The sequence below is a fragment of the Streptomyces sp. NPDC005533 genome, from assembly GCF_042871845.1.
Lineage (GTDB): Bacteria > Actinomycetota > Actinomycetes > Streptomycetales > Streptomycetaceae > Streptomyces.
In genome coordinates this window covers 1-25,491 of record NZ_JBIAJH010000016.1, presented here as the reverse complement: position 1 = coordinate 25,491, position 25,491 = coordinate 1, and the positions used below count along the sequence as shown (strand labels likewise).

The 25,491-nt window shown below is 73.6% G+C and carries 20 protein-coding genes, 1 tRNA gene and 1 pseudogene; 15 read left to right on the top strand and 7 right to left on the bottom strand.

The annotated features are described in order from the left end of the window. Window positions 1–345: 345 nt before the first annotated feature. From ACFYP3_RS18095 to ACFYP3_RS18075, 5 genes are all read left to right on the top strand, one after another. Window positions 346–2,691: a nitrate- and nitrite sensing domain-containing protein gene (locus ACFYP3_RS18095; RefSeq protein WP_388833098.1), complete on the top strand. Its 2,346-nt coding sequence runs from the start codon at window positions 346–348 to the stop codon at window positions 2,689–2,691. Next, the gene (locus tag ACFYP3_RS18090; RefSeq protein ID WP_388833095.1) at window positions 2,688–3,107 is read left to right on the top strand and encodes a roadblock/LC7 domain-containing protein; all 420 of its coding nucleotides are present in this window, start codon (window positions 2,688–2,690) and stop codon (window positions 3,105–3,107) included. The genes ACFYP3_RS18095 and ACFYP3_RS18090 overlap by 4 nt, the downstream gene beginning before the upstream one ends. After that, window positions 3,107–3,475, top strand: a complete 369-nt coding sequence (locus ACFYP3_RS18085; RefSeq protein WP_388833092.1) for a DUF742 domain-containing protein — start codon at window positions 3,107–3,109, stop codon at window positions 3,473–3,475. The genes ACFYP3_RS18090 and ACFYP3_RS18085 overlap by 1 nt, the downstream gene beginning before the upstream one ends. A gap of 1 nt (window position 3,476) precedes the next feature. Beyond that, window positions 3,477–4,061, top strand: coding sequence for an ATP/GTP-binding protein (locus ACFYP3_RS18080; protein ID WP_388833089.1), 585 nt, complete (start codon window positions 3,477–3,479; stop codon window positions 4,059–4,061). Between the two features lie 199 nt (window positions 4,062–4,260). Continuing rightward, complete coding sequence (locus tag ACFYP3_RS18075) at window positions 4,261–6,321, top strand: phosphocholine-specific phospholipase C (RefSeq protein WP_388833086.1); 2,061 nt, start codon at window positions 4,261–4,263, stop codon at window positions 6,319–6,321. Here the strand turns inward: ACFYP3_RS18075 and ACFYP3_RS18070 are convergent. Then, window positions 6,308–7,048, bottom strand: a complete 741-nt coding sequence (locus ACFYP3_RS18070) for a hypothetical protein (RefSeq protein ID WP_388833083.1) — start codon at window positions 7,046–7,048, stop codon at window positions 6,308–6,310. The genes ACFYP3_RS18075 and ACFYP3_RS18070 overlap by 14 nt on opposite strands. Window positions 7,049–7,118: 70 nt before the next feature. Here ACFYP3_RS18070 and ACFYP3_RS18065 point away from each other — a divergent pair, with 70 nt between their 5' ends. Continuing rightward, on the top strand, window positions 7,119–7,874 hold the full coding sequence (locus ACFYP3_RS18065) for an alpha/beta fold hydrolase (RefSeq protein ID WP_388833080.1): 756 nt from the start codon (window positions 7,119–7,121) through the stop codon (window positions 7,872–7,874). Between the two features lie 120 nt (window positions 7,875–7,994). On the opposite strand, the gene ACFYP3_RS18060 is transcribed toward ACFYP3_RS18065, so the two are convergent. Together ACFYP3_RS18060 and ACFYP3_RS18055 are read right to left on the bottom strand one after the other, a co-directional pair. Then, window positions 7,995–8,067 (bottom strand) — tRNA-His (locus ACFYP3_RS18060). 74 nt (window positions 8,068–8,141) lie between these two features. Continuing rightward, on the bottom strand, window positions 8,142–8,969 hold the full coding sequence (locus ACFYP3_RS18055; RefSeq protein ID WP_388833077.1) for a hypothetical protein: 828 nt from the start codon (window positions 8,967–8,969) through the stop codon (window positions 8,142–8,144). A gap of 77 nt (window positions 8,970–9,046) precedes the next feature. Here ACFYP3_RS18055 and ACFYP3_RS18050 point away from each other — a divergent pair, with 77 nt between their 5' ends. Next, window positions 9,047–9,892 carry a LysR family transcriptional regulator gene (locus ACFYP3_RS18050; protein ID WP_388833393.1) on the top strand — a complete coding sequence of 282 codons (846 nt, stop codon included), beginning with the start codon at window positions 9,047–9,049 and terminating at the stop codon, window positions 9,890–9,892. Beyond that, window positions 9,889–11,028, top strand: coding sequence for a M24 family metallopeptidase (locus ACFYP3_RS18045; RefSeq protein ID WP_388833074.1), 1,140 nt, complete (start codon window positions 9,889–9,891; stop codon window positions 11,026–11,028). Before ACFYP3_RS18050 ends, ACFYP3_RS18045 begins: the two co-directional genes overlap by 4 nt. A 40-nt stretch (window positions 11,029–11,068) precedes the next feature. Here ACFYP3_RS18045 and treZ read toward each other — a convergent pair whose 3' ends face one another. Then, complete coding sequence (treZ, locus tag ACFYP3_RS18040) at window positions 11,069–12,826, bottom strand: malto-oligosyltrehalose trehalohydrolase (protein ID WP_388833071.1); 1,758 nt, start codon at window positions 12,824–12,826, stop codon at window positions 11,069–11,071. Window positions 12,827–12,937: 111 nt separating this feature from the next. Between treZ and ACFYP3_RS18035 the strand changes: the two genes are divergently transcribed. Both ACFYP3_RS18035 and ACFYP3_RS18030 read left to right on the top strand, forming a co-directional pair. Further along, window positions 12,938–13,501: an FHA domain-containing protein gene (locus ACFYP3_RS18035; protein WP_388833068.1), complete on the top strand. Its 564-nt coding sequence runs from the start codon at window positions 12,938–12,940 to the stop codon at window positions 13,499–13,501. A 144-nt stretch (window positions 13,502–13,645) separates the two neighbouring features. Further along, a complete protein-coding gene (locus tag ACFYP3_RS18030) occupies window positions 13,646–14,125 on the top strand; it encodes a GNAT family N-acetyltransferase (protein ID WP_388833065.1) in 480 nt (159 codons plus the stop codon). On the opposite strand, the gene ACFYP3_RS18025 is transcribed toward ACFYP3_RS18030, so the two are convergent. Together ACFYP3_RS18025 and treY are read right to left on the bottom strand one after the other, a co-directional pair. Next, window positions 14,122–15,408: a M14 family zinc carboxypeptidase gene (locus ACFYP3_RS18025; RefSeq protein WP_388833390.1), complete on the bottom strand. Its 1,287-nt coding sequence runs from the start codon at window positions 15,406–15,408 to the stop codon at window positions 14,122–14,124. The genes ACFYP3_RS18030 and ACFYP3_RS18025 overlap by 4 nt on opposite strands. Window positions 15,409–15,678: 270 nt before the next feature. Then, the gene (gene treY / locus ACFYP3_RS18020; protein ID WP_388833062.1) at window positions 15,679–17,949 is read right to left on the bottom strand and encodes a malto-oligosyltrehalose synthase; all 2,271 of its coding nucleotides are present in this window, start codon (window positions 17,947–17,949) and stop codon (window positions 15,679–15,681) included. Window positions 17,950–18,031: 82 nt separating this feature from the next. On the opposite strand from treY, the gene ACFYP3_RS18015 reads away from it, so the two are divergent. Next, the gene (locus ACFYP3_RS18015; protein ID WP_388833059.1) at window positions 18,032–19,315 is read left to right on the top strand and encodes an MFS transporter; all 1,284 of its coding nucleotides are present in this window, start codon (window positions 18,032–18,034) and stop codon (window positions 19,313–19,315) included. Here ACFYP3_RS18015 and glgX read toward each other — a convergent pair. After that, window positions 19,300–21,414 carry a glycogen debranching protein GlgX gene (glgX, locus tag ACFYP3_RS18010; protein ID WP_388833056.1) on the bottom strand — a complete coding sequence of 705 codons (2,115 nt, stop codon included), beginning with the start codon at window positions 21,412–21,414 and terminating at the stop codon, window positions 19,300–19,302. The genes ACFYP3_RS18015 and glgX overlap by 16 nt on opposite strands. 284 nt (window positions 21,415–21,698) lie before the next feature. Here glgX and ACFYP3_RS18005 point away from each other — a divergent pair, with 284 nt between their 5' ends. The 4 genes and pseudogenes from ACFYP3_RS18005 to ACFYP3_RS17990 all read left to right on the top strand — a co-directional run. Further along, window positions 21,699–22,988: an SAV2148 family HEPN domain-containing protein gene (locus tag ACFYP3_RS18005; protein WP_388833054.1), complete on the top strand. Its 1,290-nt coding sequence runs from the start codon at window positions 21,699–21,701 to the stop codon at window positions 22,986–22,988. Between the two features lie 156 nt (window positions 22,989–23,144). Beyond that, window positions 23,145–23,861, top strand: a complete 717-nt coding sequence (locus ACFYP3_RS18000; RefSeq protein WP_388833051.1) for an exonuclease domain-containing protein — start codon at window positions 23,145–23,147, stop codon at window positions 23,859–23,861. A gap of 184 nt (window positions 23,862–24,045) precedes the next feature. Then, on the top strand, window positions 24,046–24,972 hold the full coding sequence (locus tag ACFYP3_RS17995; RefSeq protein ID WP_388833048.1) for an oxidoreductase: 927 nt from the start codon (window positions 24,046–24,048) through the stop codon (window positions 24,970–24,972). A gap of 290 nt (window positions 24,973–25,262) precedes the next feature. Continuing rightward, a pseudogene (locus ACFYP3_RS17990) lies at window positions 25,263–25,491 on the top strand (IS630 family transposase); the annotation flags it as partial.

Below are 25,491 nucleotides of genomic sequence, written 5' to 3'. Positions count from 1 at the left end.
CCCACCGACCCCGCATACGGGCCGGTGGGGGCCCGCACGCGTTCCGGTTGCCGGTCCGCCCGCGGCGGACGGACCCTCGCGCGGCTGGCCGGAACGGGTCCGCCTTGATGTCGAGGACATCGCGGTTCGATTCCGATCCGGTCTCTGGCCTGCGGTGATCCGAAGGCGATAGCACGGTTGGGCCGTGAAGACACCTATCCGTTTTCTCCATGTGTCTGGTTATGATCGGCACCCTCACATCCCGCCGCGGCCGGACCGGTTGTGGCCGCCCCCTCCCCAGGACCGTGCCGTCCGGCCGCTCGGCAACCCCCGACATCCCCCTGCCGCCCCCGCTCCCGAGGACCGATGTCTCCCATAGAACCCGAAGGCGTACGAGGGCAGTCGACGACGCGTCGGTGGCGCACCGTGCGCCTGCGCACCCTGCTCATCTGGCTGGCGGTCGTCCCCACCGTGGCGATGGGCACTCAGGTCACCGTGAGCGCACAGCGGTTGCTGGCCCAGGCGCAGGAGCTGAGGGCCGACGTGGAGGCCGCCGAGCGGATCGGCGCACCGCTGTACACGCTCATGGTCGACATGCAGGCGGAGCGGACGGCGACCGCCGCCCAGTGGGCGGGCGAGGACGGGTCCGAGGGCGAACTGCGCGCCCGGCGCGCGGCCACGGACCTGGCCGCCGCCGAGTTCCGCCGGCTGGCCGACGACCCGTCGAGGTCCTTCGGCGAAGTGACGAGGCAGCTCGACAAACTGGCCGCGTACCGCCAGCGCGCGGACACCCGCAGCGGCGCCGCCGACAGCACGCTGGCCTACTACTCCGAGGTGATCGGCAAGGTCATCCAGGTGTACCAGCAGGAGTTCAGCCACGCGGAGGACGCCGAACTCGCGCAGGCGAGCCGGCCCGTGGTGGCGATGCTCCAGGCCACCGAGATGGTGGCGCGCGAGGACACCGTCCTGGCCCTGGCCGGGCCCTCCGGCGAGCTGAGCTTCGTCGGCTACGACCAGTTCGTCAGTTCCCTGGGCGCCCAGCGGTACCTGCACGAGGCGTTGATCGTGCCGCACCTGGCGGAGGGGGACGAGCGGTTCTACGAGCGGGTCGTCGGCTCCGCGGACTGGCAGACCAAGACGCGCATCGAGAACGCGGTCCTCTCCGGGCACAAGGACACCGTCTCGGGCATCAAGGTGCCCGCCGAGGTCGCCGGCTGGTCCTCCGCGCACGCCAACTTCTCCGTGCAGATGACCACGCTCAACATCGACCTGGCGCGCTCGGTGCTCGCGCGCGGCGAGGCCAAGGCCGCGGAGCTGCAGAGCGAGGTCGCCTGGCTGATCGGCGGAAGCGGCGGCGGACTGCTGGCCGTCGTGGTCGTGGTCGTGTTCACCACCCGCTCGGTGCTCCGCCGGCTGCACGAGCTGCACGTGCGCACGGTGACCGTGGCCGAGGAGACCCTCCCCGACGTCGTCGCCCGGCTCCAGCGCGGACAGAGCGTGGACCTGGCGACCCTGCCGGCCGTGAGCGGTGACCGGGACGAGGTCGGACGCATCAGCGACGCGTTCGCCCGGGCCGTCGCCGTGTCGGTCGACGGACACCGGCAGCTCGCCGCCGAACGCCACGGGTTCGGCCTGTTCGCCTCCGGCATCGCCGCGCGCACCGGAAACCTGGTCAGCCGCCAGCTGAGCCTCACCGAGGACCTCCAGGACACCTTCGGCCACGACGAGGCGCTGCTCGCCCAGTTGATGCGCTCCGACCAGCTGACGGTCGGCATGCGGCGGCAGATCGAGAACCTCCTCATCCTGGCGGGCGGCGAGGTCCCCGACCCGCACACCGAGCCCATGCGCGTCGCCGACCTGCTGCGCGAAGCCGCCGCGGAGGTCGAGGACTTCCGGCGCATCGAGCGGCAGGCCCTGGACGAGACCAGCGTGGAACCGAGCGCGATCAGCCAGATCAGCCACCTGCTGGCCGAGCTCCTGGACAACGCCACCCGGTTCTCCCCGCCGAAGGCGAAGGTGGTCATCCGCGCCGAACTGGTCGCGGACGGACTGTCGGTCGAGATCGAGGACCGCGGACCTCGGGTGAGCCCCGAGCGCTACGAGGAGATGAACGGCCGCCTGCACCAGGCCCCGCCCTACTCCGTCCTGGCACAGAACGCGCACCGGCTCGGCCTCTTCGTCGTCGGCCACCTCGCCGACCAACTCGGGGCGACCGTCACCCTGCGCCGCTCGGTGTACGGGGGGACCTGCGCCGTGGTGGTCCTCCCCGGGGAACTGCTGCTGGCGACCGAGGCGGAGACCCCGCGCGAGCCCGCCCGGCGCGAACCCGCGCCCCGGGCCCTGCCCGCCCCCGAACCCGCGGCCGAGCCCGCCGTCGAGCCGGAGCCCGCAGCCGAGCCGGAGCCCGCCGTCGAGCCGGAGCCGCTCCTGCTCACGGGCGCGGGCCTGCCCAGCCGTCGTACGAAGACGCCCGCGCCCGCTGCGGTGCCCGCACTCGCGGCCCGGCCGGCTCCGGCGGACGCCCCCGCGCGGCCGGCCCTCCCCGAGCGCGTCCCGCAGACCCACATCGCAGACCAGCTGCGCGCGCCCCGCGCGCCGGAAACACCCGTGCGGCCGGACACCGAGACACCCGAAGAGGTGGCCGACGCCTGGGCGGACTACGAACAGGGGACCCAGACAGTGGAAGAAGAGCTCCGACGGGATCAGCCATGACCATCTCCTCGCACACCACCGCATCCAACGACGCGATCTACAGCGTCCTGGACAACAACCTGAGCAGGATCGCGGGCATCCAGGGCGCCGTGCTCCTGTCCAACGACGGAATCCGGCTCAGCGCCTACCTGTTGGACCAGCCCCAGGCCGAGCGCATGGCGGCCGCGGCCTCCGGCATCGCCTCCACGATGAAGGCGATATCGAGGGAGATCGACGGCGGCGGCGTCATCCGCCAGCTCGTCGAGATGGACGACCGGTACCTCTGCATCGTCGGGTGCGGGGAGGGCAGCACGCTGATCGTGGTGACCTCCCGCAAGGCCCGCCTCGGCGAGCTGGGCGGCGAGGCCGTGCGCACGGCCCAGGCGCTCGGCGAGTGGCTGGGCACCCCCGACCGCGGTCAGGTGCCTTCCTCGTAATGCCGCAGGACGAGTCGCAGCCCGCGAGCCGCCGCCGTACGCGGCTGTACGCCCTGACCGACGGGCGTACGGCCGCTTCGCAGACCGTCCTCACCATGGACACCACCATCACGGCGGCGGTCGCCGCCGACGCGCTCGGCGGGCTGCCCACCGAGTGGCAGGAGATCCTCGCCATGTGCGTGCCGCCGGGCGGGCGGGCGGTCGCCGAGATAGCGGCGCGGATGCACATCCGACTCACGCCGATGACGGTGCTCCTCGGGGAACTCGCCGACCGCGGGCTGATCGACCACCGGCCGCCGCTGGCGGCCACCGACACCACCGACGTCAACCTGCTCATGAGAATCAGGGACAACCTTGCCCGGATATGACATGCCCGCCTCCGGGGAACCCGACCCGGTCAAGATCCTCATCGCCGGCGGGTTCGGGGTCGGCAAGACGACCCTGGTGGAGACGATCTCCGAGATCGAACCGCTGCGGACGGAGGAGCGGCTGACGGCCGCGGGCGTCGGGGTCGACGACCTCGACGGCATCGAGTCCAAGACGCTCACCACGGTGGCGATGGACTTCGGCCGGATCACCCTCACCGATGCCGGGGTCGTCCTGTACCTCTTCGGCACACCCGGCCAGGAACGCTTCTGGTTCATGTGGGACGACCTGCTGAACGGGGCCCTCGGGGCGATCGTGCTGGTCGACACGCGGCGTCTCGACCGCAGCTTCCCGGCCGTCGACTTCTTCGAGAGCCGCGGACTGCCGTTCGTGGTCGGCGCGAACTGCTTCCACGGCGAACAGCCGTACACCGCACAGGAGATCGCGGCGGCCCTGCACCTGCGCGATCCGCGGACGCCCGTCCTCATGCTCGACGCCCGCTCCCGTGAGGACGTCCGCGCCGGCCTGCTCGCGCTGCTCGACCGGCTCATCGTCACGGCGCGGGAACCCGCGGCCGCCGGCGGCTGACGGGAGGGCCGCGCGGGGCTGTCGTGTTGCGGGAAGTTCCCCTACCCTCCCACCAGCGCGGCCGCGGCGGGCGGAGGAACGCCGTCCGTTCTCCAGGTGTACGGCACCGCGTCACGAGGGGATCCCCGGCCGGTACCCCGGGGCCGCTGTCCTTGGGGCGCCCCTCGACTCCCCCCTCACCCGCAGAGGTCGTCACGCCATGGCAGAACTCAACCGTCGCAGGTTCCTGCAGATAGCCGGCGGCACCGCCGCCCTCACGATGCTGAACGACAGCATCGCGCGGGCCGCCGCCATCCCGGCGCAGGGCACCACCGGCACGATCCAGGACATCGAGCACGTCGTCGTCCTGATGCAGGAGAACCGGTCCTTCGACCACTACTTCGGCGCGATGAAGGGCGTCCGGGGCTTCGGAGACCCGCGCCCCGTCCTCCAGGACAACGGCAAGTCCGTCTTCTTCCAGTCCGACGGAACCAAGGACGTCCTGCCCTTCCACCCGCAGGTCGCGGACCTCGGGATGCAGTTCCTGGAGGGGCTGAACCACGACTGGGCCGGCGGCCACCAGGCGTACAACAACGGCAAGTACGACAAGTGGATCCCGGCCAAGACGGCCACCACCATGTCGTACATGACCCGGAACGACATCCCGTTCCACTACGCCCTCGCCGACGCCTTCACGGTGTGCGACGCCTACCACTGCTCCTTCATCGGCGCCACGGACCCGAACCGCTACTACCTGTGGACGGGCCACACGGGCAACGACGGCGTGGGCGGCGGCCCGGTCCTCGGCAACCAGGAGGCCGGGTACGGCTGGAAGACGTACCCCGAGCGCCTGGAGTCCGCCGGGGTTTCCTGGAAGGTCTACCAGGACGTCGGCGACGGCCTGAACGCGGCCGGCTCCTGGGGCTGGATCAACGACGCCTTCCGCGGCAACTACGGCGACAACTCGCTGCTGTACTTCAACAGCTACCGGGGCGCCCAGCCCGGCAGCGCCCTGTACGAGAAGGCCCGCACCGGCACGAACGCCAAGGCGGGCGAAGGCTACTTCGACCGCCTGCGGGCGGACGTCGTCAACGGCACCCTGCCCTCCGTCTCCTGGATCGCCGCCCCCGAGGCCTTCAGCGAGCACGCCAACTGGCCGACGAACTTCGGCGCCTGGTACATCTCGCAGGTCCTGGACGCACTGACGGCGAACCCGGCGGTGTGGGCGAAGACCGCCCTGTTCATCACCTACGACGAGAACGACGGCTTCTTCGACCACGTCGTCCCGCCGTACCCGCCCGCGTCCTCGGCCTGGGGCCTGTCCACCGCCGACGTGTCCAAGGACCTGTACGCCGGTGGCGGCGGCTACGCGGCCGGACCGTACGGCCTCGGCCCGCGCGTGCCGATGATCGTGGTGTCCCCGTGGAGCAAGGGCGGCTACGTCTGCTCCGAGACCTTCGACCACACCTCCGTGATCCGCTTCATGGAGAAGCGCTTCGGCGTGCAGGAGCCCAACGTCTCCCCGTGGCGCCGCGCCGTCTGCGGCGACCTGACCTCGGCCTTCGACTTTACCCGCGCCGACGCCGCGCCCGCCGCCCTGCCCTCCACGGCCGGCTACGTCCCGCCGGACAAGAACCGCCACCCGTCCTACCACCCGACCCCGCCGGCCACGGGCACCCTCCCCAGGCAGGAGGCCGGCTCCAAGCCGACCCGCGCCCTGGGCTACAGCCCCTACGTGGACGGCTCCCGGACCGTCTCCACGGGCAAGTTCACCCTCACGTTCTCCTCCGGCCCCACCCTCGGCGCCCACTTCCACAGCACCTCGGGCAACCGGACGGACGGCCCCTGGCCCTACACGGTCGAGGCGGGCAAGACCCTCTCGGACACCTGGTCCACCAGCAGCTCCACCGGCAACCAGGTCAACCTGACGGTATGGGGCCCCAACGGCTTCCTGCGCACCTGGAAGGGCCCGGCGAAGAAGGCCGGCCCCGAGGCCACGGCCCGCCACGTCGCCGGCACCGGCAACCTGGCCCTGACGCTCACCAACTCCGGCACGGCTGCCGTCAACCTGACGGTGACCAACACCTATGGCGGCGCCCCGCAGGTCGTCCGGGTTCCGGCCGGCGGGACCGTCGCCCACACGGTGGACCTCGCCGCCACGGGCCGCTGGTACGACGTGAACGTCGTCTCCGACGCCGACTCCACCTTCCTGCGCCGCTTCGCGGGCCACGTGGAGACGGGCGCCCCGGGCGTCTCCGACCCGGCGATCAAGACCGTCTGACGCGGTCCTCCGGCGTGCGCAGCAGCCGCCGTTCCAGGACCGGGAGGTCCTCGGGACGGCGGCTGCGGGCGTACCGGAGCAGCAGGTCGCGGGCGGTGTCCGGAACGCGGCGGCGCTTCGGGTGACGGGTGGTGAACTCCTCGCTCGCGAAGAACCGCACGGCGCCCTCCAGCCCGGTGCGGTCCGTCTCCCGCACCGCCCAGGCGAGTTCCTCCGTCGGCCTCCCGGCCAGCAGCCGGACGGGGGCCCGTTCCGCGAGGAGCCACGCCGCGTCGCGCGGCTCCTCCCGGACGGCGCCCAGCCAGCCGAACACCACGGCCGGCGCCGCCCCGTGCGCAGGCCCGGGCGCCGCGCCGCGGGCCAGGTCGGCGGCGTACTCCCGCAGTCCTTCCGGGGCGGCGGCCGCCCACCGGGCCCGGTGCCGGGCAGGGAGCCCGGCGGGGTCCAGCGGATCGAACAGGGCCCGGAGCGGACCGGCCGGCGCGGCGGACCTGATGCGGTCACCGCCGGCCTCGTACAGCGAGAGCCCGCCGCCCCCGTGGCACATGCACGCGAAGTCGTCGTGTGCTTGGCCCTGCGGCCACAGGGCGAGCACCTCCGCGATCTCGTCCCGGTCCACGACCTCGTACGCGTCCGGGTGGTGCGGGTGGTGCGGGTGCTGCGGGCGGCCGGCGCCGGGCCGGGAGTCCGTGACGGCGATGCGTACCGTGCGCGAGGTCGGCTTCACGGTGTGATCGTAGACCCGGTGGGCAGAACGTACGGGTCCGTTTCGTCGCCCCGTCACCGAGGGAGAACGCATGGCCATCGCCCACCGCAGGATCGGTACCGGACCCGTTCGCGTCATCGTGCTGCACGACTGGTTCGGCACCTCGGCCAACTGGGGCTCCGTGCTCGACCACCTGGACCCCGAGGGGTTCTCGTACGTCTTCCTCGACTACCGCGGCTACGGCGAACGCCGGGACGTGACGGGCCGCCACACCCTCGGCGAGATCGCCGACGACGTCCTCGAACTCGCCGACCAGCTCGGCTGGGACACCTTCTCCCTCCTCGGCCACTCCATGGGCGGCAAGGCGGCCCAGGAGGTCCTCGTGCGCGCCCCCGAGCGGATCGAGAAGATCGTCGGGATCAACCCCGTCCCGGCCGCGCCGTACGCGATGGACGACGCCACCCGCACCCTCTTCTTCGGCGCCGCGGAGAGCCCCGAGAACCGGCGCGCCATCCTCGACCTCGTCACCGGCAACCGGGCGAGCCGGCGCTGGATCGACCGGATGGTCGCCCACTCCCTGGAGGTCTCCCGTCCGGAGGCCTTCGCCGACTACCTCGCGAGCTGGCAGTCCCTGGACCTGTCCGACGCCGTCAAGGGCAACACGGTGCCGGTGCTCGTCCTGGTCGGCGAGTACGACCTCGCGCTCACCGTCGACGTGATGCGCGCCACCTGGCAGGTCTGGTACCCGAACTGCCGCATCCGCACCCTCCCCGGCGCCGGGCACTACCCGCCGCACGAGACCCCCGTGGCCTTCGTCACCGAGGTCGAGGCCTACCTGCGCGCGTAGCCCCCGCCGCTCGCCTGCCGGTGGGCCCCGTGCGGGCGCAGGACGTCTCGGCACTGCCGGAGCAGGTGAAACGCCCGTGAGGGGTACGAGGAAACCTCGTACCCCTCACGGGACCAACAGGGTGAGTGACGGGACTTGAACCCGCGGCCACCTGGACCACAACCAGGTGCTCTACCAACTGAGCTACACCCACCACGAAGGGCGGCGGACCACCCGTTCGACGTGCATGCACAGCATAGCCGATCTGCGGGGTGGTCCCGCGACGCGTTATCCCGCCGAGCGGCCGGCGCCCAGGGTGGCGGCGAGCCGGGCCGTGACCCCGTCCCGGCGGCCGGCGGCGTGCGCGACGGCCGCCGCGGCGAGGGCCCGGACGATCGGGTGCGGCCGCGAGCCGTCCCCGTGCAGCTCCGGCTGGAACAGCGTGGCCAGGAAGAACGGGTGTCCGGGCAGCTCGGCGATGCGCGCCTGGCCCTCCTCGTCGTGCCCGGACAGCCGCAGCCCGCGGGCGGTGAGCGTCGGCAGGTGCCGGGGCGCGGGTCCGTAGGAGCAGTGGTAGCGCTCCATCGACCGCTCCGCGCCCAGCGCGGCCTCGGCGAGCGAGCCGGGCTCGGCCCGTACGAGGCCCTCGTGCCCGACGAGCGAACAGGCGAGCGGCGCGATCAGCGGGTCCGCCGCCCCCGGGTCGTTCTCGGCGTGCGCCACGGAGGTCAGCCCGCAGACGGTCCGGGCGTACTCCAGCAGGGTGTGCTGGAAGCCGCCGCAGGTCCCGAGGAAGGGGATGCCCTCCTCGCGGGCCACCCGGATCGCGGCCAGCGCCCCGGCCTCGCTCGCGTACGGGCTCCCGGGCAGCACCCATACGGCGTCGAAGCGGGCCAGCGTCCCGGTGGCCGCCTCGGCCTCGGCGTCGCCGGTGGGGATCCAGCAGGCGTCGAGGACGAGCCCGTCGCGGGAGGCCAGGGCGTCCAGGAGGAGCGGGATCCGGGTGTGGGACTTCACGTGCGGGGAGCGGTCGCCGACGAGCGCGATCCGCGCCACCGGTGGGGGCTGCGTGGTCTGTGCAGTCTGCGTGGTCCGTGCGGTCTGTGCGGTGGTCATGTGGATCATCCTGCGGCCGGCTCCCCGTTCAGCGCCAACGATGGTTCCTGCATCCTCCATCAGTGATCCTGATGACCATGGACCCGCACCTGCTCCGCACCTTCGTCGCCGTGGCCCGCCTCGCCTCCTTCTCCGCCGCCGCCCGCGAGCTCGGCTACACCCAGTCCGCCGTCTCCCAGCACATCGCCGCACTCGAAGGGGACCTGCGGGCCGAGCTGCTCACCCGCCGGCCCGTCGCGCCGACCGCGGCCGGGACGCGGCTGCTGGAGCACGCCGGGCCGCTGCTCCTGCGGCTCGACGCCGCTCGCGCCGACGTGCTCCGGCTGACCGCCGCCCCGCCCGGCCGGGTCACCCTCGCCGCCTCCCCGCTCGCCGTCGGGCCCCGGCTGCTCGCGGCCCTGCCCGCCACCGGGGTGACCCTGCGGGTGCTGCCCCCGGCCGAGGTGCCCGCGGCCGTCGCCACCGGGGGCTGCGACCTCGGCCTCGTCGACGGCCCGGCCGCGCCCAGCGACCCGCTGCGGCTGCCCGACGTGGCCCCCCTCACCGTGACCGGCGTGGCGGAGGAGGAGCTGGCCGTGCTGCTACCCGCCGGGCACCCCTTCGCCGGGCGGGCCGCCGTCCGGCTGGACGACCTCGCCGACGCCCGCTGGCTCGACGCCCCCGGCGTGGGGCTGCCGCTCACCGCCGCCCGCGCCGCCGTCCGCTACGACGGCACCGACCTGCACACCCTCTGCGCCCTCGCCGCGGCCGGGCACGGCCTCGCGCTGCTTCCGCGCCGGGTCGCCGCGGCCGCCGGCGCGGGGGTCGCCGTACCGCTGTCCAGCCCGCGCCTGGTGCACCGTACGGAACTCCTCACGCCGGGCACCCCGACCGGCGCGGCCGCTGCCCTCGCCGCCCGGCTCACGGCAGGATCACCCGTATGACACGTGACGCCGCATTCAAGGACCCGGAACCCTTCACGGCCGACGACTACGCCGCCCGGATGGCCGCCGCCGCGCGGACCGCCGCCGAGGTCGGACTGGCCGGGCTGCTGATCGCCCCGGGGCCCGACCTCACGCACCTCACCGGTTACCGGCCCACCGCCGAGACCGAGCGGCTGACCCTGCTCGTGCTGGCCCCCGGACAGGACCCGGTGCTGGTCGTCCCCGCCCTGGAGGCCCCCGACGCGGCCAAGGCCGCGGGCGCCGCAGCGCTGACCCTGCGGGACTGGACCGACGGGACGAACCCATACGCCGTGACCGCTCCGCTGCTGGATCCGGCCGGCCGGTTCGGGGTCAGCGACAACACCTGGGCCCTGCACCTCCTCGGCCTCCAGCGGGAGTTGCCGAAGACCTCCCACGCGCCGCTCACCGCCTGCCTGCCCATGCTGCGCGCCGTGAAGGACGAAAGGGAACTGGAGCGCCTCGCCGCGGCGGGGGCCGCCGCCGACGCCGCGTACGCGCAGATCCTCCACCTGCCCTTCGCCGACCGCCGGGAGACGGACGTCGCCGCCGACCTGGCCGCCCTGCTGCGCGCCCACGGCCACTCCCAGGTCGACTTCACCGTCGTCGGCTCCGGACCCAACGGGGCCAACCCGCACCACGAGGCCGGCGACCGCGTCATCCGCCGCGGCGACATGGTGGTCCTCGACTTCGGCGGCCTGCGGTTCGGCTACGGCTCCGACATCTCCCGCACCGTGCACGTGGGCGAGCCCACCGCCGAGGAGCAGCGCGTCCACGACATCGTGCGCGAGGCCCAGCAGGCGGGCGTGGCGGCGGTCCGCCCCGGGGTCTCCTGCCAGGAGGTGGACCGGGCGGCCCGCGCGGTGATCACCGAGTTCGGGTACGGGGACCGCTTCATCCACCGCACCGGCCACGGCATCGGCGTCACCACCCACGAACCGCCGTACATGGTCGAGGGCGAGGAACAGCCCCTGGTCCCCGGGATGTGCTTCTCCGTGGAGCCCGGCGTCTACCTGCCCGGCCGGTTCGGCGTCCGCATCGAGGACATCGTGACCGTCACCGAGGACGGCGGGCGACGGCTCAACAACGCTCCGCGGGAGCTGGCCGTCGTCGAATAGCCCGCACGGCGGGTCGCGGCGGGTCGCGGCGACCGCGGCCTCACGGACCCAGCACGACCGCCGATTCGCCCGGGACGTGGATCCGGCCGTCGGGGCCCGGGTGTTCGAGGGGCTCCCAGGCCGCCAGCACCCGCACCCCGTTGCGGCCCAGCGCGATCGTCACCGGCTCCGGTGAGAGGTTCACGGCCACCCGTACGTCACCCCGCCGGAAGGTGAGCCAGCGCCGCTCCTCGTCGTGGGCGACCCGTACCGCCGCCAGGTCCGGGTCGCGCAGGTCCGGGTGGCCGCGACGGAGCGCGACCAGGGTGCGGTACCACTCCAGCAGGCGCGCGTGGACGGCCTGTTCGGGCTCCGACCAGTCCAGGCAGGAGCGGTCGCGGGTCGCCGGGTCCTGCGGGTCGGGGATCTCCGTCGCCTTCCAGCCGTGCGCCGCGAACTCCCGTCGCCTGCCGGTCCGTACGGCCTCGGCCAGCTCCGGATCGGGGTGGTCCGTGAAGTACTGCCAGGGAGTGCGCGCCCCCCACTCCTCGCCCATGAACAGCATCGGCACGAACGGGCCGGTCAGCGCCACCGCCGCGGCGCACGCCAGCAGCCCGGGGGAGAGGGACGCGGAGAGCCGGTCGCCCAGCGCCCGGTTGCCGATCTGGTCGTGGGTCTGGGTGTAGCCGAGGAAGCGGTGCGCGGGCGTCCGGCGGCGGTCCACCGGGCGGCCGTGGGTGCGGCCGCGGAAGGAGGACCAGGTCCCGTCGTGGAAGAAGGCCCGGGTCAGGGTCTTGGCGAGGGCGGCGAGCGGCGCCTCGGCGAAGTCCCCGTAGTACGCGTGGGATTCACCGGTCAGCGCACAGTGCAGGGCGTGATGGAAGTCGTCGTTCCACTGGGCGTGCAGGCCCAGTCCGCCGGCCGTGCGCGGGGTGGTGGTGCGCGGGTCGCACTGGTCGGATTCGGCGATCAGGAACAGCGGCCGGCCCGTCTCCGCGGCCAGCCCGTCGACGGCCGCGGAGAGCTCCTCCAGGAAGGTAAGTGCCCGCCCGTCGGCCAGCGCGTGCACGGCGTCCAGCCGCAGCCCGTCGATCCCGTAGTCCCGCAGCCAGGCCAGCGCGCTGCCCACGAGGTACGCGCGCACCTCGTCGGAGCCGGGCGCGTCCAGGTTCACCGCCGCCCCCCAGGGCGTGTGGTGGGTGTCGGTGAAGTACGGGCCGAAGGCGGGCAGGTGGTTGCCGGAGGGGCCGAGGTGGTTGTGGACCACGTCCAGCACCACGCCCAGCCCGGCGGCGTGGGCCGCCGCCACGAAACGGGTCAGGCCGGCCGGGCCGCCGTACGGCTCGTGCACCGCCCAGGGCGCGACCCCGTCGTAGCCCCAGCCGTGCCGGCCGGGGAAGGGGCACACCGGCATCAGCTCCACGTGCGTGACGCCGAGGGCGGTGAGGTGCCCGAGGCGGGCGGCGGCCGCGTCGAAGGTGCCCTCGGGCGTGAAGGTGCCGATGTGCAGCTCGTACAGGACCGCGTCCTGGAGCCGGGTGTGCGGCGGCGGGACCGGCGGGTCCCCGGCCCGGGCCAGTGCCTCGAAGTCGACCACCGCGGACAGGCCGTCGGGGCCGTCCGGCAGCCGCCGGCCGCGCGGATCGGGCCGCGGGACCGGGTCGTCGTCCAGCAGGAACCCGTACCGGCTGCCCTCGTCGGCCGGTGCCTGCACGGTCCACCAGCCGGACCGTTCGGGATCGCGCTCCATCGCGTACGTGGCCTCGTCGAGTCGCATGGCGACATGACCTGTCAGCGGTGCCCACACCTCGAAGTGCAACGGACGGTCCCCTCGTCAGCGGTGGTGGCCGGCATGCGTATCCTGCCCATCATTCCGGGCGTGGCGGGGGAGTTCTGGACACTCCGGCCCCGACGGGCCGACAATCACCCTGTGACGTCGAGTTTCGAGTTCCCCGCCTTCCCCGCGCCGCGGCTGTCCGACGCCGAGCGCGACCGGGCGCTGGGCCAGCTCAGAGAGGGCGCCGCCCTCGGCAAGCTGTCCCACGACACCTTCCTGCGCCGGATGGAACTCGCCCTGGTCGCCCGCCGCTCCGAGGACCTCGCCGTCCTCACGGCCGACCTCCAGGCAAGGGAGGCCGCCGAAAGCCCGTGGACGCGTCGGCTGTTCGGCTGGGTCGGCCGGGTCTCCGCGGTGTCCGTCGGCGTCCGGCAGGCCTGGGCCGCCGAGAAGCTGCCCAAGCTGCTGCTGCCGCATCCGAGCGCGGCGGTCCTGCGGATCGGCCGCGACCCGGGCAACGGACTGCGGCTCAGCCACGAGACCGTGTCGCGGGCGCACGCGGAACTGAGCCTGCGCGACGGGCTGTGGGTGCTCAAGGACCTCGGGTCCACCAACGGGACCTCGGTCAACGGGCACCGGGTGACCGGCTCCGCGGTGGTCCGCGCCGGGGACCAGGTCAGCTTCGGGAAGATGACCTTCCGGCTCTGGGCGGGCTGAGATCGGGCCCGGTTTCGGGGCCCGCGTCCACCCCGGCGGGTGCAGTGAGGGCCCGTCCACCGGGACCCGGCCGTCCACCGGGACCCGGCCGTCCACCGGGACCCGGCCGTCCGCCAGTGGCGGCCACCGCGCAGGATGACGGGCATGGAACACACGTCTGTCATCCGCCGTGCACGCGTCGGGGACCTCCCCCGTCTGACCGAGCTCGTGCACGAGCACATCGCGTACGAGAAGTCCGCGCCGCGGCCGCCGGGCCTCGCCGAGCGGCTCGGCCCGCAGCTGTTCGCCGAAGACGCCCGGCTGTGGGTGCTGCTCGCCGAGACCCCGGACGGCGCGGTCGCCGGATACGCCGCCTGTTCGGCCGAGTTCGCCTTCTGGGACGCCCGGCACTACCTGCACATGGACTGCCTCTACCTCGCGCAGGAGGCCCGCGGCCACGGCCTCGGCGCCGCCCTGGTGGACGGGGTGCGGGACCTGGCCCGCGAGCTCGGCCTCGACCAGGTCCAGTGGCAGACCCCCGACTGGAACGAGGGCGCGATCCGCTTCTACGACAGGCTCGGCGCCGTCGGCTCCCCGAAGCGCCGGTACGCCCTGTCCGTGCAGCCCGTGGAGCCCGCCGCCTAACGGTCCCGGCCCGCCGCCAGGAGGCGCTCGTACGTGGCCAGGACGGTCCGGGACTGGTGTTCCACCTGGGTGGCCACCGGGACCCAGCGGGCCCCGAAGCGGGCCGCGAAGTCCTCGCACCACCCGGTGACCAGCCGGTCCAGGCCCGGCGCCGCCGGATGCCCCTGCGCGCGCAGCACCCGCAGCAGCATCGCGGCGGCGCGCAGCGACAGCCTGCGCCCGAAGGCGTCGATGCTGGCGATGTACGCCGCGGTGGCCTCCGTGGGAGCCCCGTCGCCCGTCCACTCGTCGGAGATCCGGGGGATCAGCGCGAGCGTCCAGTCCACGGCGCGCAGCAGCGCGGCCGTGGCCCCGTCGCCGTACAGCGGCGGGCCCGGGCGGATCCGGGCCCGTACCCCGGCGACGAGCGCGGCGTCTGCCGTGAGCCGCCCGGCGAGCATCCGCAGGGCGCCGCGCGGGTCGGGGTGCGGGGCCGGATCGTCCACCAGGTCGGAGGCCCACATGGGGACTTCGACGATCGCGGTGGTGCCGGCGTACCGGTGGGCGTGGTACCAGGTGCTGAGCCGTGTGTCCTCCGGGTGGAAGGCCCCGGCGGCCTCGCTCCCCGGCTGCGGGATCACGAAGATCCCGGGTCCGGGCGAGGGCCAGCCGGCGGCGTCCGAGGCCCCGTTCTCCACCGGGATGTGCAGCTCGGCCGCCGATTTGGCGAACGGCTCGGCGAGGCCGGGTATGTCCCGGGTGAGCTGGACCCAGGAGCCACCGAGATCGGTGGCGTGCAGCGAGACCTGGAGCACGGGCCGCAGTTCGTCGATGAGCGCGGTCAGGGCCAGGGTCTCGGGCGGCAGCCGGTCCGGGGGCAGTAAAGACGGGGCCCACTCGGGCTGTTCGGGGCCGGGCGGCCGGAAGAAGCTCCGGTGGTAGTCCAGGAGCGAGTACGGGCGCGGGGTGCGGTGCAGGTCCGCGCCGTCCGGGTCGGCGCAGAGCAGGAAGTGCCAGTCGCAGCCGGCCCGCGGCGCGGGCTCGTGCAGGACCCGCCGGGCGAGCGAGAGGGCGGTGGCACCGCCCACGGGTTCGTTGGCGTGCGCCCCGGCGACCACGAGGACGTTGCGGGTGCGGGTGCTCGGGCCGACGGCCGCCACGGACAGGACCCAGAGCGGCTGCCCGGCCCGGGAGGTACCGGCCTGGCGGAGCCGGACCTCGCCGGGGTGTTCGTCCGCCAGGGCACGGGCGGCCAGCCCGAGTTCGTGCGGAGTGGGGTAGCGCATGTCACGGAGGAGAGTCACAAGTGATGCCATGCCCGCCGGGCTGGGCCCGTACCCGCGCGGGGCCCGGCCGCGGCGCCGCTGCCGGAGGCCTCGGCCGCCACCCCACCGGGCCGCACCCGCCGGCGAGGCCGAAAGATCGCCTCAAACGCCGGCGGGGCCGAAATCTCTACCCGGGCCTACTGCTGGTGCAGGCCGCGGCCCGCCGGGGACAGGAAGGCCTCGCCGACGCCTCCGAGAGCGTCGGGTGGCGGGGCGCCCGGAGGCTCCCCGGCCGGCGGCCGCGGCGGATCACCGGCGGAGCCAGACCCCCACCGGGCGGCCGGCCAGGAGATCGGTCAGGTCGACCGAACCACTGTGCGGGACGGCGGAGTCCGGGTCGGGGTGCGGTGGGAGGACGGGGGTCCACGCGCCGGGCGGCAGGGGCAGCCGGGTGCCGCGCCAGCCGCCGGACGCGGCCAGCCGGTGGGACAGCCGGGTGGCCGCCACCAGCAGGTCGGGGGACCGGGTGAACGCCACCAGATGGTCGGCCGCCGGGCCCTGCGCCGGCACGGGGGCGTAGCCCCGGAAGAGCTCCGGGCGGTCCCGGCGCAGCCGCAGCAGGGTGGCCGTCAGGGCCAGCTTCTCCTCCGCCGGGCCCTGTGCGGCGGCCCCCGCGTCCAGCCGCGCCAGCTCCCGGTGGGGGAAGCGGGCCGGGCGCCGGTTGTCGGGGTCGACGAGGGCCCGGTACTCGGTCTCGGCGCCCTGGTAGACCTCCGGGACCCCCGGCATCGCCAGGTGCAGCAGCGTCATGCCGAGGACGTTGGCGCGGGCCGCCTCCGCCAGCTCCACGGGGAGGTCGAGGGGGGCCCGTACGTATTCCGGCACCTCCGCCTCGTAGTCCTCGTCCGGCTCCGTCCAGCTGGTGCGCAGGGCGGCCTCGCGGACCGCCTTGAGCAGCGCCTCGGACAGCCGGGGCACGGCGTCGGGGACCGGGCCGAGCCCGAGGGCGGTCTGCCGGGCCGTCCAGGCCAGGTGGGGGTCGGCGCCGTCGGGCCGGCCCATCAGTTCCGGTGCCTGCGACAGGGCGGCGATCCGGGCCCGGACGTCCGCGCTGCGCTTGGTGTCGTGCGTGGACAGCACCGTCCCGGCCGCGGGCCACTCCCGGGCCTGGACGGCGCAGTAGGCGTGGAACTCCGAGGCCGAAACCGGCGGTTCGCCCGGCTCCCCGCCGACCTCGGTCGCCGACAGCAGGGCCGCGTACCGGTAGAAGGCCCGGTCCTCCAGGGACTTGGCGCGCAGCGCCGCCGAGGTCTGCGCGAAGCGGGCCGCGAAGGCCGCATCCCGCAGCAGCAGTTCCCGTACGCCGGCCACCGCGCCCGGACCGGCCACCGCGGCCGCCTGCTCCAGCGCCTGCGACGGCAGCTCCGCATCGCCGGGATAGGGCCGGTAGACGGGAAAGGCGATCAGCAACTCACGCACCGCGGCGGCCAGTTCCGGACCGGAGCGGCGCTCCAGCGCCCCCAGTTCGGCGGCCAGGTCCCCCGTCAGCACCTCCCGTGCGCACGCCCGCGCCGCCTCCGGCCACGGCGGCAGCCCGGTGGAGCGCACGTACCGGTCCGCCAGCTCCGCGGCCCCCGCCGGGTCGGTGAACACCCCGTCCACCCGGTGCAGCGCGTCGTACCCCGTGGTGCCCGCCACCGGCCATGCGGGTGACAGCCGCTCGTCGCGGGCGAGGATCTTCTCGACGACCACCCAGCAGCCGTCCCCGGCCGCCGCGCGCAGCCGCCGCAGGTACTCCTCCGGGTCCGCCAGGCCGTCCACGTGGTCGATCCGCAGCCCCTGCGCGACCCCGTCCCGGAGTAGCTCCAACACCTTCGCGTGGGTGGCGGTGAACACCTCCGGGTCCTCCACGCGGACCCCGATCAGATCCGAAATGGTGAAGAAACGGCGGTAGTTGAGGGAGGTCCGGGCCTCCCGCCACCAGGCGGGCCGGTACCACTGCGCGGCGAGCAGCTCGGGCAGCGCCAGCTTCTCGGTGCCGGCCCGCAGGGGGAACTCCTGCTCGCCGTAGCGCAGTACGCCGCCGTCGGCCGTCAGCTCGCAGGACTCCGCCGGCTCGGCCAGCACCGGCAGCAGCACCTGCCCGCCCCCGGCCTCCCAGTCGATGTCGAACCAGCGGGCGTACGGCGAGTCCGGCCCGTCCCGCAGCACCTCCCACAGGGGCTGGTTCAGTCGCAGCGGCGTCGGCACCGCCATGTGGTTGGGCACGATGTCGAGGACCAGGCCGAGCCCGTGCGCCCGGGCCGCCCGGGCCAGGGAGCGCAGGCCCGGCTCGCCGCCGAGCTCGGCCCGTACACGGGAGTGGTCGGTGACGTCGTACCCGTGCGTAGAGCCGGGCACCGCCTCCAGTACGGGGGAGAGGTGCAGGTGCGACACGCCGAGCGAGGCGAGGTACGGTACGGCTGCCTCGGCCGCCGCGAAGGGGAACTCCGGACGCAGCTGGAGACGGTAGGTCGACGCCGGAGTGACAGGGGTCGGAACATCGGATTCCGATTCAGTGACCGGTTTCGGCAGGCTCATGAGAACGTACGTACCCAACCTGCCGGATTCCGTGCCATGACCCAATGCATCCGAGTGACTGCGCCGGGTTAATGTCGATCAAGTGGTTGGAACCGTCAACACCTATCGAAAAGTCATCGCCCTGACCGGGCCCCTACTCCCGCTCGTCTCTTTCCTCGCCCGACTGCCCGTCGCGATGTCCCAGTTCGGCAGCTTCCTGCTGGTCGCCCAGACCAGCGGCTCCCTCGCCACCGCCGGGGTGGTCGGAGGCGCCCTCTCCCTCGGCCAGGTCCTCTGCGGACCCGTCCTCGGCTGGCTCGCCGACCGGCACGGGCAGCGGCCCGTCGTCCTGACCGCCGCCGCCGTCAACGCGGTGGCCACCGCCGCCCTGGTCGCGGGCGCCCTCACCCACCTGGCCACCGTGCCGCTCGCCGCGATCGGCGCACTCACCGGCGCCTCCGTACCACTGATCGGCCCGCTCGCCCGGACCCGCTCCGTGGCCCTGGCCCACCGGGCCGGCGCCGACGAGAGCGTCGTGGGCGCCGTCCACGCGCTCGAAGGCACCCTGGACGAGGTCTCCTTCGTCTTCGGACCCGCCCTGGTCGGCATGGCCGCGCTCCTCGCGCACCCGGCGGTCGCCCTCGGCGGCGCGGCGGGCCTCGTCGCCGTCTTCGGCACCGTCTACGCCCTGCACCCGACGGCCGCCGTCACGGCCGGGGCTCCCGCACGCGGACGCGGTACCGGACACCGGGTCCGGCCGCCCGGCGTGGTCTACGCCGTACGCGGCTCCCTCGCCCTCCAGGGCGCGATGTTCGGCGCCTGCCAGGCCGGCATCACCGCACTGACCATCCGGCTGGGCGTCCCCGACCAGGCCGCCGTCGTCTACTCCGCGATGGGCGTCGTCAGCGCCGCCGTCGGCCTCTCGCTCGGCGCGCTGCCCGCCCGCTTCGGACTGCGGCTGCGCTGGCGGGTGGCGACCGGAGCGGCCCTGGTGCTCTCGGCGCCGCTGCTGGTCACCGACAGCCTGTTGCCCCTGTACGCCGTCGTCACCGTCCTCGGGGCGGCCTACGCGCCCCACCTGATCACCGCCTTCGCCCTCACCGAGCGGGCCGTGGAACCGGCCCGCCTCTCCACGTCCATGGCCTTCGCCGCCAGCTGCCTGGTGGCCGGGCAGGCCACCGCGCTCGTCGTCTGCGGGCGCCTCGCCGAGCGGTACGGCCCCGCCGGGGCCTTCGCCGTCGCCGTCGGGTCCGCCGCGCTCTGCCTGGCCCTCGCCCTCGTCACCCGGGTGCCCGCCGCCCGTACGCACACCGCCGCCTTCGTCCCCGGACCGCGCACCGCCTCGCCGGTGGCCGGCGAGAACGGCGCCGCCTACGCCGGGCGCTGAAGCACCACCAGGGACCGCCCCGTCAGCGCCACCCGGTCGCCGGCCGCGTACTGCGGCCCGGCACCGGGTGGCAGCACGTCCGCCCGCGCCGTGTCCACCACCAGGTGCCACTGCGCGCCGTGCCCCGCCGGAATCGTGAAGTCCTGCGGCTCCGGGCCGGAGTTGAACATCAGCAGGAACGAGTCGTCGGTGATCCGCTCCCCGCGGGTACCCGGCTCGGAGATCGCCTCCCCGTTGAGGAAGACGGTCAGCGCCCGCGCGTGCTGGGACTGCCAGTCGCGCGCCCGCATCACCTCGCCGTGCGGGGTGAACCAGGCGATGTCGGAGAGCTCGTCGTGCGTCCCCTCCACCGGCCGACCGTGGAAGAAGCGGCGGCGCCGGAAGACCGGGTGGTCCCGGCGCAGCCACACCATCCGCCGGGTGAACTCCAGCAGCGACGGCGGCGGTTTGCCCGGCTCCGGCCAGCGCACCCACGACAGCTCGTTGTCCTGGCAGTACGCGTTGTTGTTGCCGCCCTGGCTGCGGCCGAACTCGTCGCCGTGGCTGAGCATGGGCACCCCCTGGGACAGCATCAGGGTCGCCGTGAAGTTGCGCATCTGGCGCTCGCGCAGCTCCAGCACCTCCGGATCCTCCGTCGGCCCCTCGACCCCGCAGTTCCACGACCGGTTGTGGGTCTCGCCGTCCCGATTGCCCTCCCGGTTGGCCTCGTTGTGCTTCTCGTTGTACGAGACCAGGTCGTTCAGGGTGAAACCGTCGTGGCAGGTGGTGAAGTTGATCGACGCCAGCGGACGCCGCCCGTCGTCCTGGTACAGGTCCGAGGAGCCGGTCAGCCGCCCGGCGAACTCCGCGAGCGTGCGGGGCTGCCCGCGCCAGAGGTCCCGTACGGTGTCCCGGTACTTGCCGTTCCACTCGGTCCACAGCGGTGGGAAGTTGCCCACCTGGTAGCCGCCCTCGCCCAGGTCCCAGGGCTCCGCGATCAGCTTCACCTGACTGACCACCGGGTCCTGCTGGACCAGGTCGAAGAACGAGGACAGCCGGTCCACCTCGTGGAACTGGCGGGCCAGTGTCGCCGCCAGGTCGAAGCGGAAGCCGTCCACGTGCATCTCGGTGACCCAGTAGCGCAGCGAGTCCATGATCAGCTGGAGCACGTGCGGGGACCGCATCAGCAGCGAGTTGCCCGTGCCGGTGGTGTCCGTGTAGTGCCGCGGATCGTCCGCCAGCCGGTAGTACGAGGCGTTGTCGAGCCCCCGGAAGGACAGCGTCGGACCCAGGTGGTTGCCCTCGGCCGTGTGGTTGTAGACCACGTCGAGGATCACCTCGATCCCCGCCTCGTGCAGGGCCCGGACCGCCGACTTGAACTCCAGCACCTGCTGGCCGCGGTCACCCGAGGCGTAGCCGTTGTGCGGGGCGAAGAAACCGATCGTGTTGTAGCCCCAGTAGTTGCTCAGCCCGTCGTTGACCAGCCGGTGGTCGTTGACGAACTGGTGCACCGGCATCAGCTCCAGCGCCGTCACGCCCAGCTTGGCGAGGTGCCCGATGACCGCCGGGTGCGCGAGCGCCCCGTACGTGCCGCGCAGCTCCTCGGGCAGGTCCGGATGGCGCATCGTCAGGCCCTTGACGTGCGCCTCGTACAGCACGGTGTGGTGGTACTCGTGGCGCGGCGGCCGGTCGTTGGCCCAGTCGAAGTACGGGTTCACCACGACCGAGCTCATGGTGTGCGGGGCGGAGTCCAGGTCGTTGCGCGAGTCGGGCCGGCCGAAGTGGTAGCCGTACACCGCCTCGCCCCACGTCACCTGGCCGCTGATGGCCCGCGCGTACGGGTCCAGCAGCAGCTTCGCCGCGTTGCAGCGCCGCCCGCGCTCGGGCTCGTACGGGCCGTGGACGCGGAAACCGTAGCGCTGACCGGGCATGACCCCGGGCAGGTACGCGTGGCGGACGAAGGCGTCCGTCTCGCGCAGTTCCACGGCGGACTCCGAACCGTCGTCGTGGAGAAGGCACAGCTCGATGCGTCGGGCGGCCTCGGAGTAGACCGCGAAATTGGTGCCGGCGCCGTCGTAAGTGGCGCCGAGCGGATACGCCTGTCCCGGCCAGACCTGCATAGATAACGACTCTTCCCGCGTTGTCGGATGTCCCGGCTGATCCGGCGTGGACCACGTCACTGTTCCGATCTTCCCCGAAAGACGGCGTCCACGCGCGGACTTGGGAGGGGTCCTACCGGGTGACCCGCAGAGCTGATAGGCGGCTCAGCGGACTGTCTGCGCATCCGATAATGCGTCAACGGGCGACCGGTGGGGGGACCATCGGGCTGCACCGGGCCGCGCGCGCGGAGTACCCTTCCGTGATCACTGGAGACGGGCGTCCAGACGCAGAAGGCGGTGCACGGGTGAGCTCGGGAGGTCTGGAGCTGCCCCCTGGTGACAGCAGTCACGAGGGTGGCCCGGCGGACGCCCCAGGAGGTGGCCCCGGTGGGGCACCGACGGGGATCGCGGCCGGAGCGGTCTCCCTGGCGGGCGGACCGGCGGAGGCCGGGAGCGCCGGGGGTCCTGGATCCGCCGGCGCCGAGCTCGACTGGAGCGCGGAGGCCTGGGGCGAGGTCCGCACCCGGGCGCAGCGCGCCGGCCGCGCGTACATCTGGCTGAATCTCATCGAACAGCGGCTGCGCTCGGTGGTCGGGGCGGTGCTCCGGCCGATCTACGAGCCGGTGCACGGCGGGGACGACTGGGTGGTCGCGGCGGCCGGCCCCGCCGGGCAGGAGTGGGTGCAGCGGGCCGTGGCCGTCCGCGAGGTCAGCCGGCGCAAGGGCTACCTGCTCGACTCGGCCGACGACAACGTGCTGAGCTTCCTGACGCTGCCCCAGCTGCGGGAGCTGATGGTCCAGCACTGGCCGTGCTTCGAGCCGTACTTCGACGACCGGCGCGAGATCGAGCTGGCCTTGGACGAGCTGGAGGTCACCCGCAACGTCGTCTCCCGCAACCGGGCGCTGTCACGGCCCGTACTGGAGCAGGCGGAACGGGCCTCGGCGCGCCTGCTGGAGGTCCTCGGGGCCAGCGCCGGCAGCCCCTCCGCGGACCGGCTGCCCATCGACGCCGTCGAGGACCTGGTGGGCGACCGCTACGCGGACGTCATCTCGGTCCACCCGGACCGGGTGCGCCTGCAGCGGCAGCTCCCCGCGGAGGACCTCTTCGGCGGCGCGCGACGGCTCGACGCCATCGGCATAGGGCTCAACCTGCTGGTCCAGAACTTCTCGGGCCGAAGACTCGTCCGGCTCACGGAGGCCGGCTGCCGGGTACGGCTGCTGTTCCTGAACCCGGCGAGCAGCGCGGTCAAGCGGCGCGAGCGGGAGCTGGGGCTGCGCAAGGGCGAGCTGAGCCGCTCGGTGGAGATGAACATCCTGCACGTCCGCCGGGTCCGGGCGGGCCTGCGGGACCCCTCGCGCTTCGAGATCCACGTCTTCGACGAGACCCCCCGCTTCACCGCCTACCTGGTGGAGGGGAACTCCTCGGGCATCGCCGTCGTCCAGTCGTACCTGCGGCGGGCCCGCGGGATGGAATCGCCCGTCCTGGTCCTGCGGGGCGGCGGCCGCGGCGTCCCGAAGGACGCGGACCACGGGCTGTTCACGACGTACCGGGAGGAGTTCGAGTCGATGTGGGAGGACTCCCGCCCCGTGTCGTGACCCCCGCCCGAGGGGGGTGTCGTCGGGCTTGTCAGTGCCCCGTGGCAGGCTGAAAGCCGTTGACCGAAGGTGTACGGGGGAGGGGCACGGCATGGGGGATCCGGAACGGACCTGCGCGGGACCGGGGGAGCCGGGGGAATCGCGGGGGTCCCTGCGATGAGCTGGATCAGCGGGCCGATGGTGGCCTTCGACCTGGAGACGACCGGGACCGACATCGAGTCCGACCGCATCGTCACCGCCGCCGTCGTGGCCATGGAGCCCGACGGCCGGGTCGCGCGGACCAGCACCTGGCTGCTCGATCCCGGTGTCGCCATCCCGGAGCAGGCGGCGGCGATCCACGGCATCTCCACCGAGCACGCCCGCACCGAGGGCGTGCCGGCCGCCCCGGCGATCGCGGAGATCACCCAGACGCTCGCCGACGGGCTGAGCTCCGGCACCCCGCTGGTGGTGATGAACGCACGCTACGACCTGTCGCTGCTCGACCGGGAGTGCCGCCGGCACGGGATCGCTTCGCTGGCCGACCGGCTGCGGGGCAGGCCCGCGCCCGTCATCGACCCCTTGGTCCTCGACAAGCACGCGGACCGCTACCGGAAGGGCAGGCGGACGCTGCAGGCCCTCTGCGAGCACTACGGAGTGACCCTCGACGACGCGCACAACGCGGCCGCCGACGCCCTCGCGGCGGCGCGCGCGGCCCGCCGGGTGGGCGCGAGGCACGCCTCCATAGGCACGATCGGGCTGGCGGACCTCCACGACCTCCAGATCCGCGCGGCCGCCCAGCAGGCCGAGTCGCTCCAGAGCTATCTCCGGCGCACCTCGGACCCCGAGGCGACAGTCGAGCGGGCGTGGCCGGTGGTCCCGCGCAGGGAGAGCTAGGCCGTGTCCGTACACCGGATCCAACCGCCGTGCGCAGGCGCCGGGTTCCCGTCCGAGGTGTGACTTTTCGCCCACCTCGTACGCCTTCTCGCCCTGGTGATCACCGCCCCATACTCCTCAAGCGCAACCGGGGGCCGACGGCCGCCGGGCGCCGGAGGCAGGACGAACAGGGGAGCGGGTCAGGGTGGAATCGGTGACGGTCTCAGCGGCGGCGGCGGGCACGTGGCGGCTCGGCGATCTGGAAGTGAACCGCCTCGGGTTCGGGGCGCTGCGGCTGACCGGAAACGGGATGGGCGGCAACTCCGACGGCGCCGCGATCGACCGGGAGGTCGCCGTGCGGATCCTGCGGAACGCGGTCGAGTCCGGGGTGAACCACATCGACACCGCCTCGTTCTACTTCTCGCCGCTGCGTTCCGCGAACGAGCTGATCAACAGCGCGTTGGCGCCGTACTCCGACGGTCCGGTCATCGCCACCAAGGTCGGGCCGTGGCGGGACCCGTCGGGCGAATGGCTGGGGATGGCCGGGCCCGAGCAGCTGCGCGGGCAGGTCGAGGAGAACCTGCGTCAGCTCGGCCGGGACCACCTCGACGTCGTCAACCTGCGGGTGAACGGGATCGTGTCGGTCGCGGACCACTTCGGTGCGCTGGCCGAGCTGCGGAAGGCCGGGCTGATCCGGCACCTGGGGCTGTCCTGCGTCACCCCCGAACAGCTCGCCGAGGCCCTGACGATCGCGCCCGTGGTCTGCGTGCAGAACCCGTACGGTCTGGAAGAGCGGCGCGCGGACGACACCGGACTGATCGACGACTGCCTGCGGCAGGGCATCGCCTTCGTGCCGTTCTTCGCGATCTCGGGCCGCCGGCGCGAGGCGCCGGCGGCCGGCTCCCACCACGACGCGCTCCGCAGGGTCGCCCGCGCGCACGGTGCGACACCCGCGCAGGTCCTTCTGGCCTGGACCCTCCACCGCGCGCCGAACGTCCTGGCGATCCCTGGCACGTCCAACCCGGCTCACCTCGCGCAGAACATCGCCGCGGGTGCGCTGCGGCTGTCCCGGGACGACCTGGAAGCCCTGGAATCCCTGGAAACCCCGGACACCGTGAAGGCGCCGTCCTAGGCCGCCTCTTCGGGATCCTGCCCGGCGCCGGGTCCTCCCCGAGGGGGCGCACCCTCCCTCCGCCGGGGGAGGCGGCCCGCCGTGGCGGAGGATGTGCGGCCGCCGGGTCCGGAGCCAGCATGTCCGTCATGACGACAGCCACCGCGCCCCTCCCCGCCCCCGCCCCCGCGCCCGTCTGGGCTCGCCGCGCCGCCCACGCCCTAGGCCGTGTCTTTCGGATCATGGCGGGCACCCTGATCCGAAAGACACGGCCTAGTGTGCTGAGTCAGTGGTTGGCTTACAGTTCCTGTATGACTCGTCCTGGTCCGAAGCTTGCGCCGCTGAACCTGACTGATGCTGAACGCGGCGAGTTGGAGCGGTGGGTGCGGCGGCGGAAGGGGGCCCAGGACATGGCCTTTCGGGCCCGCCTGGTCCTTGCGTGTGAAGCGTTGAGTGAGGACGGATTCCCCGTTTCCACCGCCGCGGTCGCAGATCGGATGGGGACGACGCGTGAAACGGTGGGAAAGTGGCGCCGCCGAT

Bases quoted from the DNA above. Each gene is read 5' to 3' on its own strand.
- ACFYP3_RS18095 (WP_388833098.1), top strand. From the start codon at position 346: ATGTCTCCCATAGAACCCGAAGGCGTACGAGGGCAGTCGACGACGCGT.
- ACFYP3_RS18085 (WP_388833092.1), top strand. From the start codon at position 3,107: ATGCCGCAGGACGAGTCGCAGCCCGCGAGCCGCCGCCGTACGCGGCTG.
- ACFYP3_RS18080 (WP_388833089.1), top strand. From the start codon at position 3,477: ATGCCCGCCTCCGGGGAACCCGACCCGGTCAAGATCCTCATCGCCGGC.
- ACFYP3_RS18045 (WP_388833074.1), top strand. From the start codon at position 9,889: ATGACACGTGACGCCGCATTCAAGGACCCGGAACCCTTCACGGCCGAC.
- ACFYP3_RS18030 (WP_388833065.1), top strand. From the start codon at position 13,646: ATGGAACACACGTCTGTCATCCGCCGTGCACGCGTCGGGGACCTCCCC.
- treY (WP_388833062.1), bottom strand. From the start codon at position 17,949: ATGAGCCTGCCGAAACCGGTCACTGAATCGGAATCCGATGTTCCGACC.
- ACFYP3_RS18090 (WP_388833095.1), top strand. From the start codon at position 2,688: ATGACCATCTCCTCGCACACCACCGCATCCAACGACGCGATCTACAGC.
- glgX (WP_388833056.1), bottom strand. From the start codon at position 21,414: ATGCAGGTCTGGCCGGGACAGGCGTATCCGCTCGGCGCCACTTACGAC.
- ACFYP3_RS18000 (WP_388833051.1), top strand. From the start codon at position 23,145: ATGAGCTGGATCAGCGGGCCGATGGTGGCCTTCGACCTGGAGACGACC.
- ACFYP3_RS18050 (WP_388833393.1), top strand. From the start codon at position 9,047: ATGGACCCGCACCTGCTCCGCACCTTCGTCGCCGTGGCCCGCCTCGCC.
- ACFYP3_RS18065 (WP_388833080.1), top strand. From the start codon at position 7,119: ATGGCCATCGCCCACCGCAGGATCGGTACCGGACCCGTTCGCGTCATC.
- ACFYP3_RS18075 (WP_388833086.1), top strand. From the start codon at position 4,261: ATGGCAGAACTCAACCGTCGCAGGTTCCTGCAGATAGCCGGCGGCACC.
- ACFYP3_RS18055 (WP_388833077.1), bottom strand. From the start codon at position 8,969: ATGACCACCGCACAGACCGCACGGACCACGCAGACTGCACAGACCACG.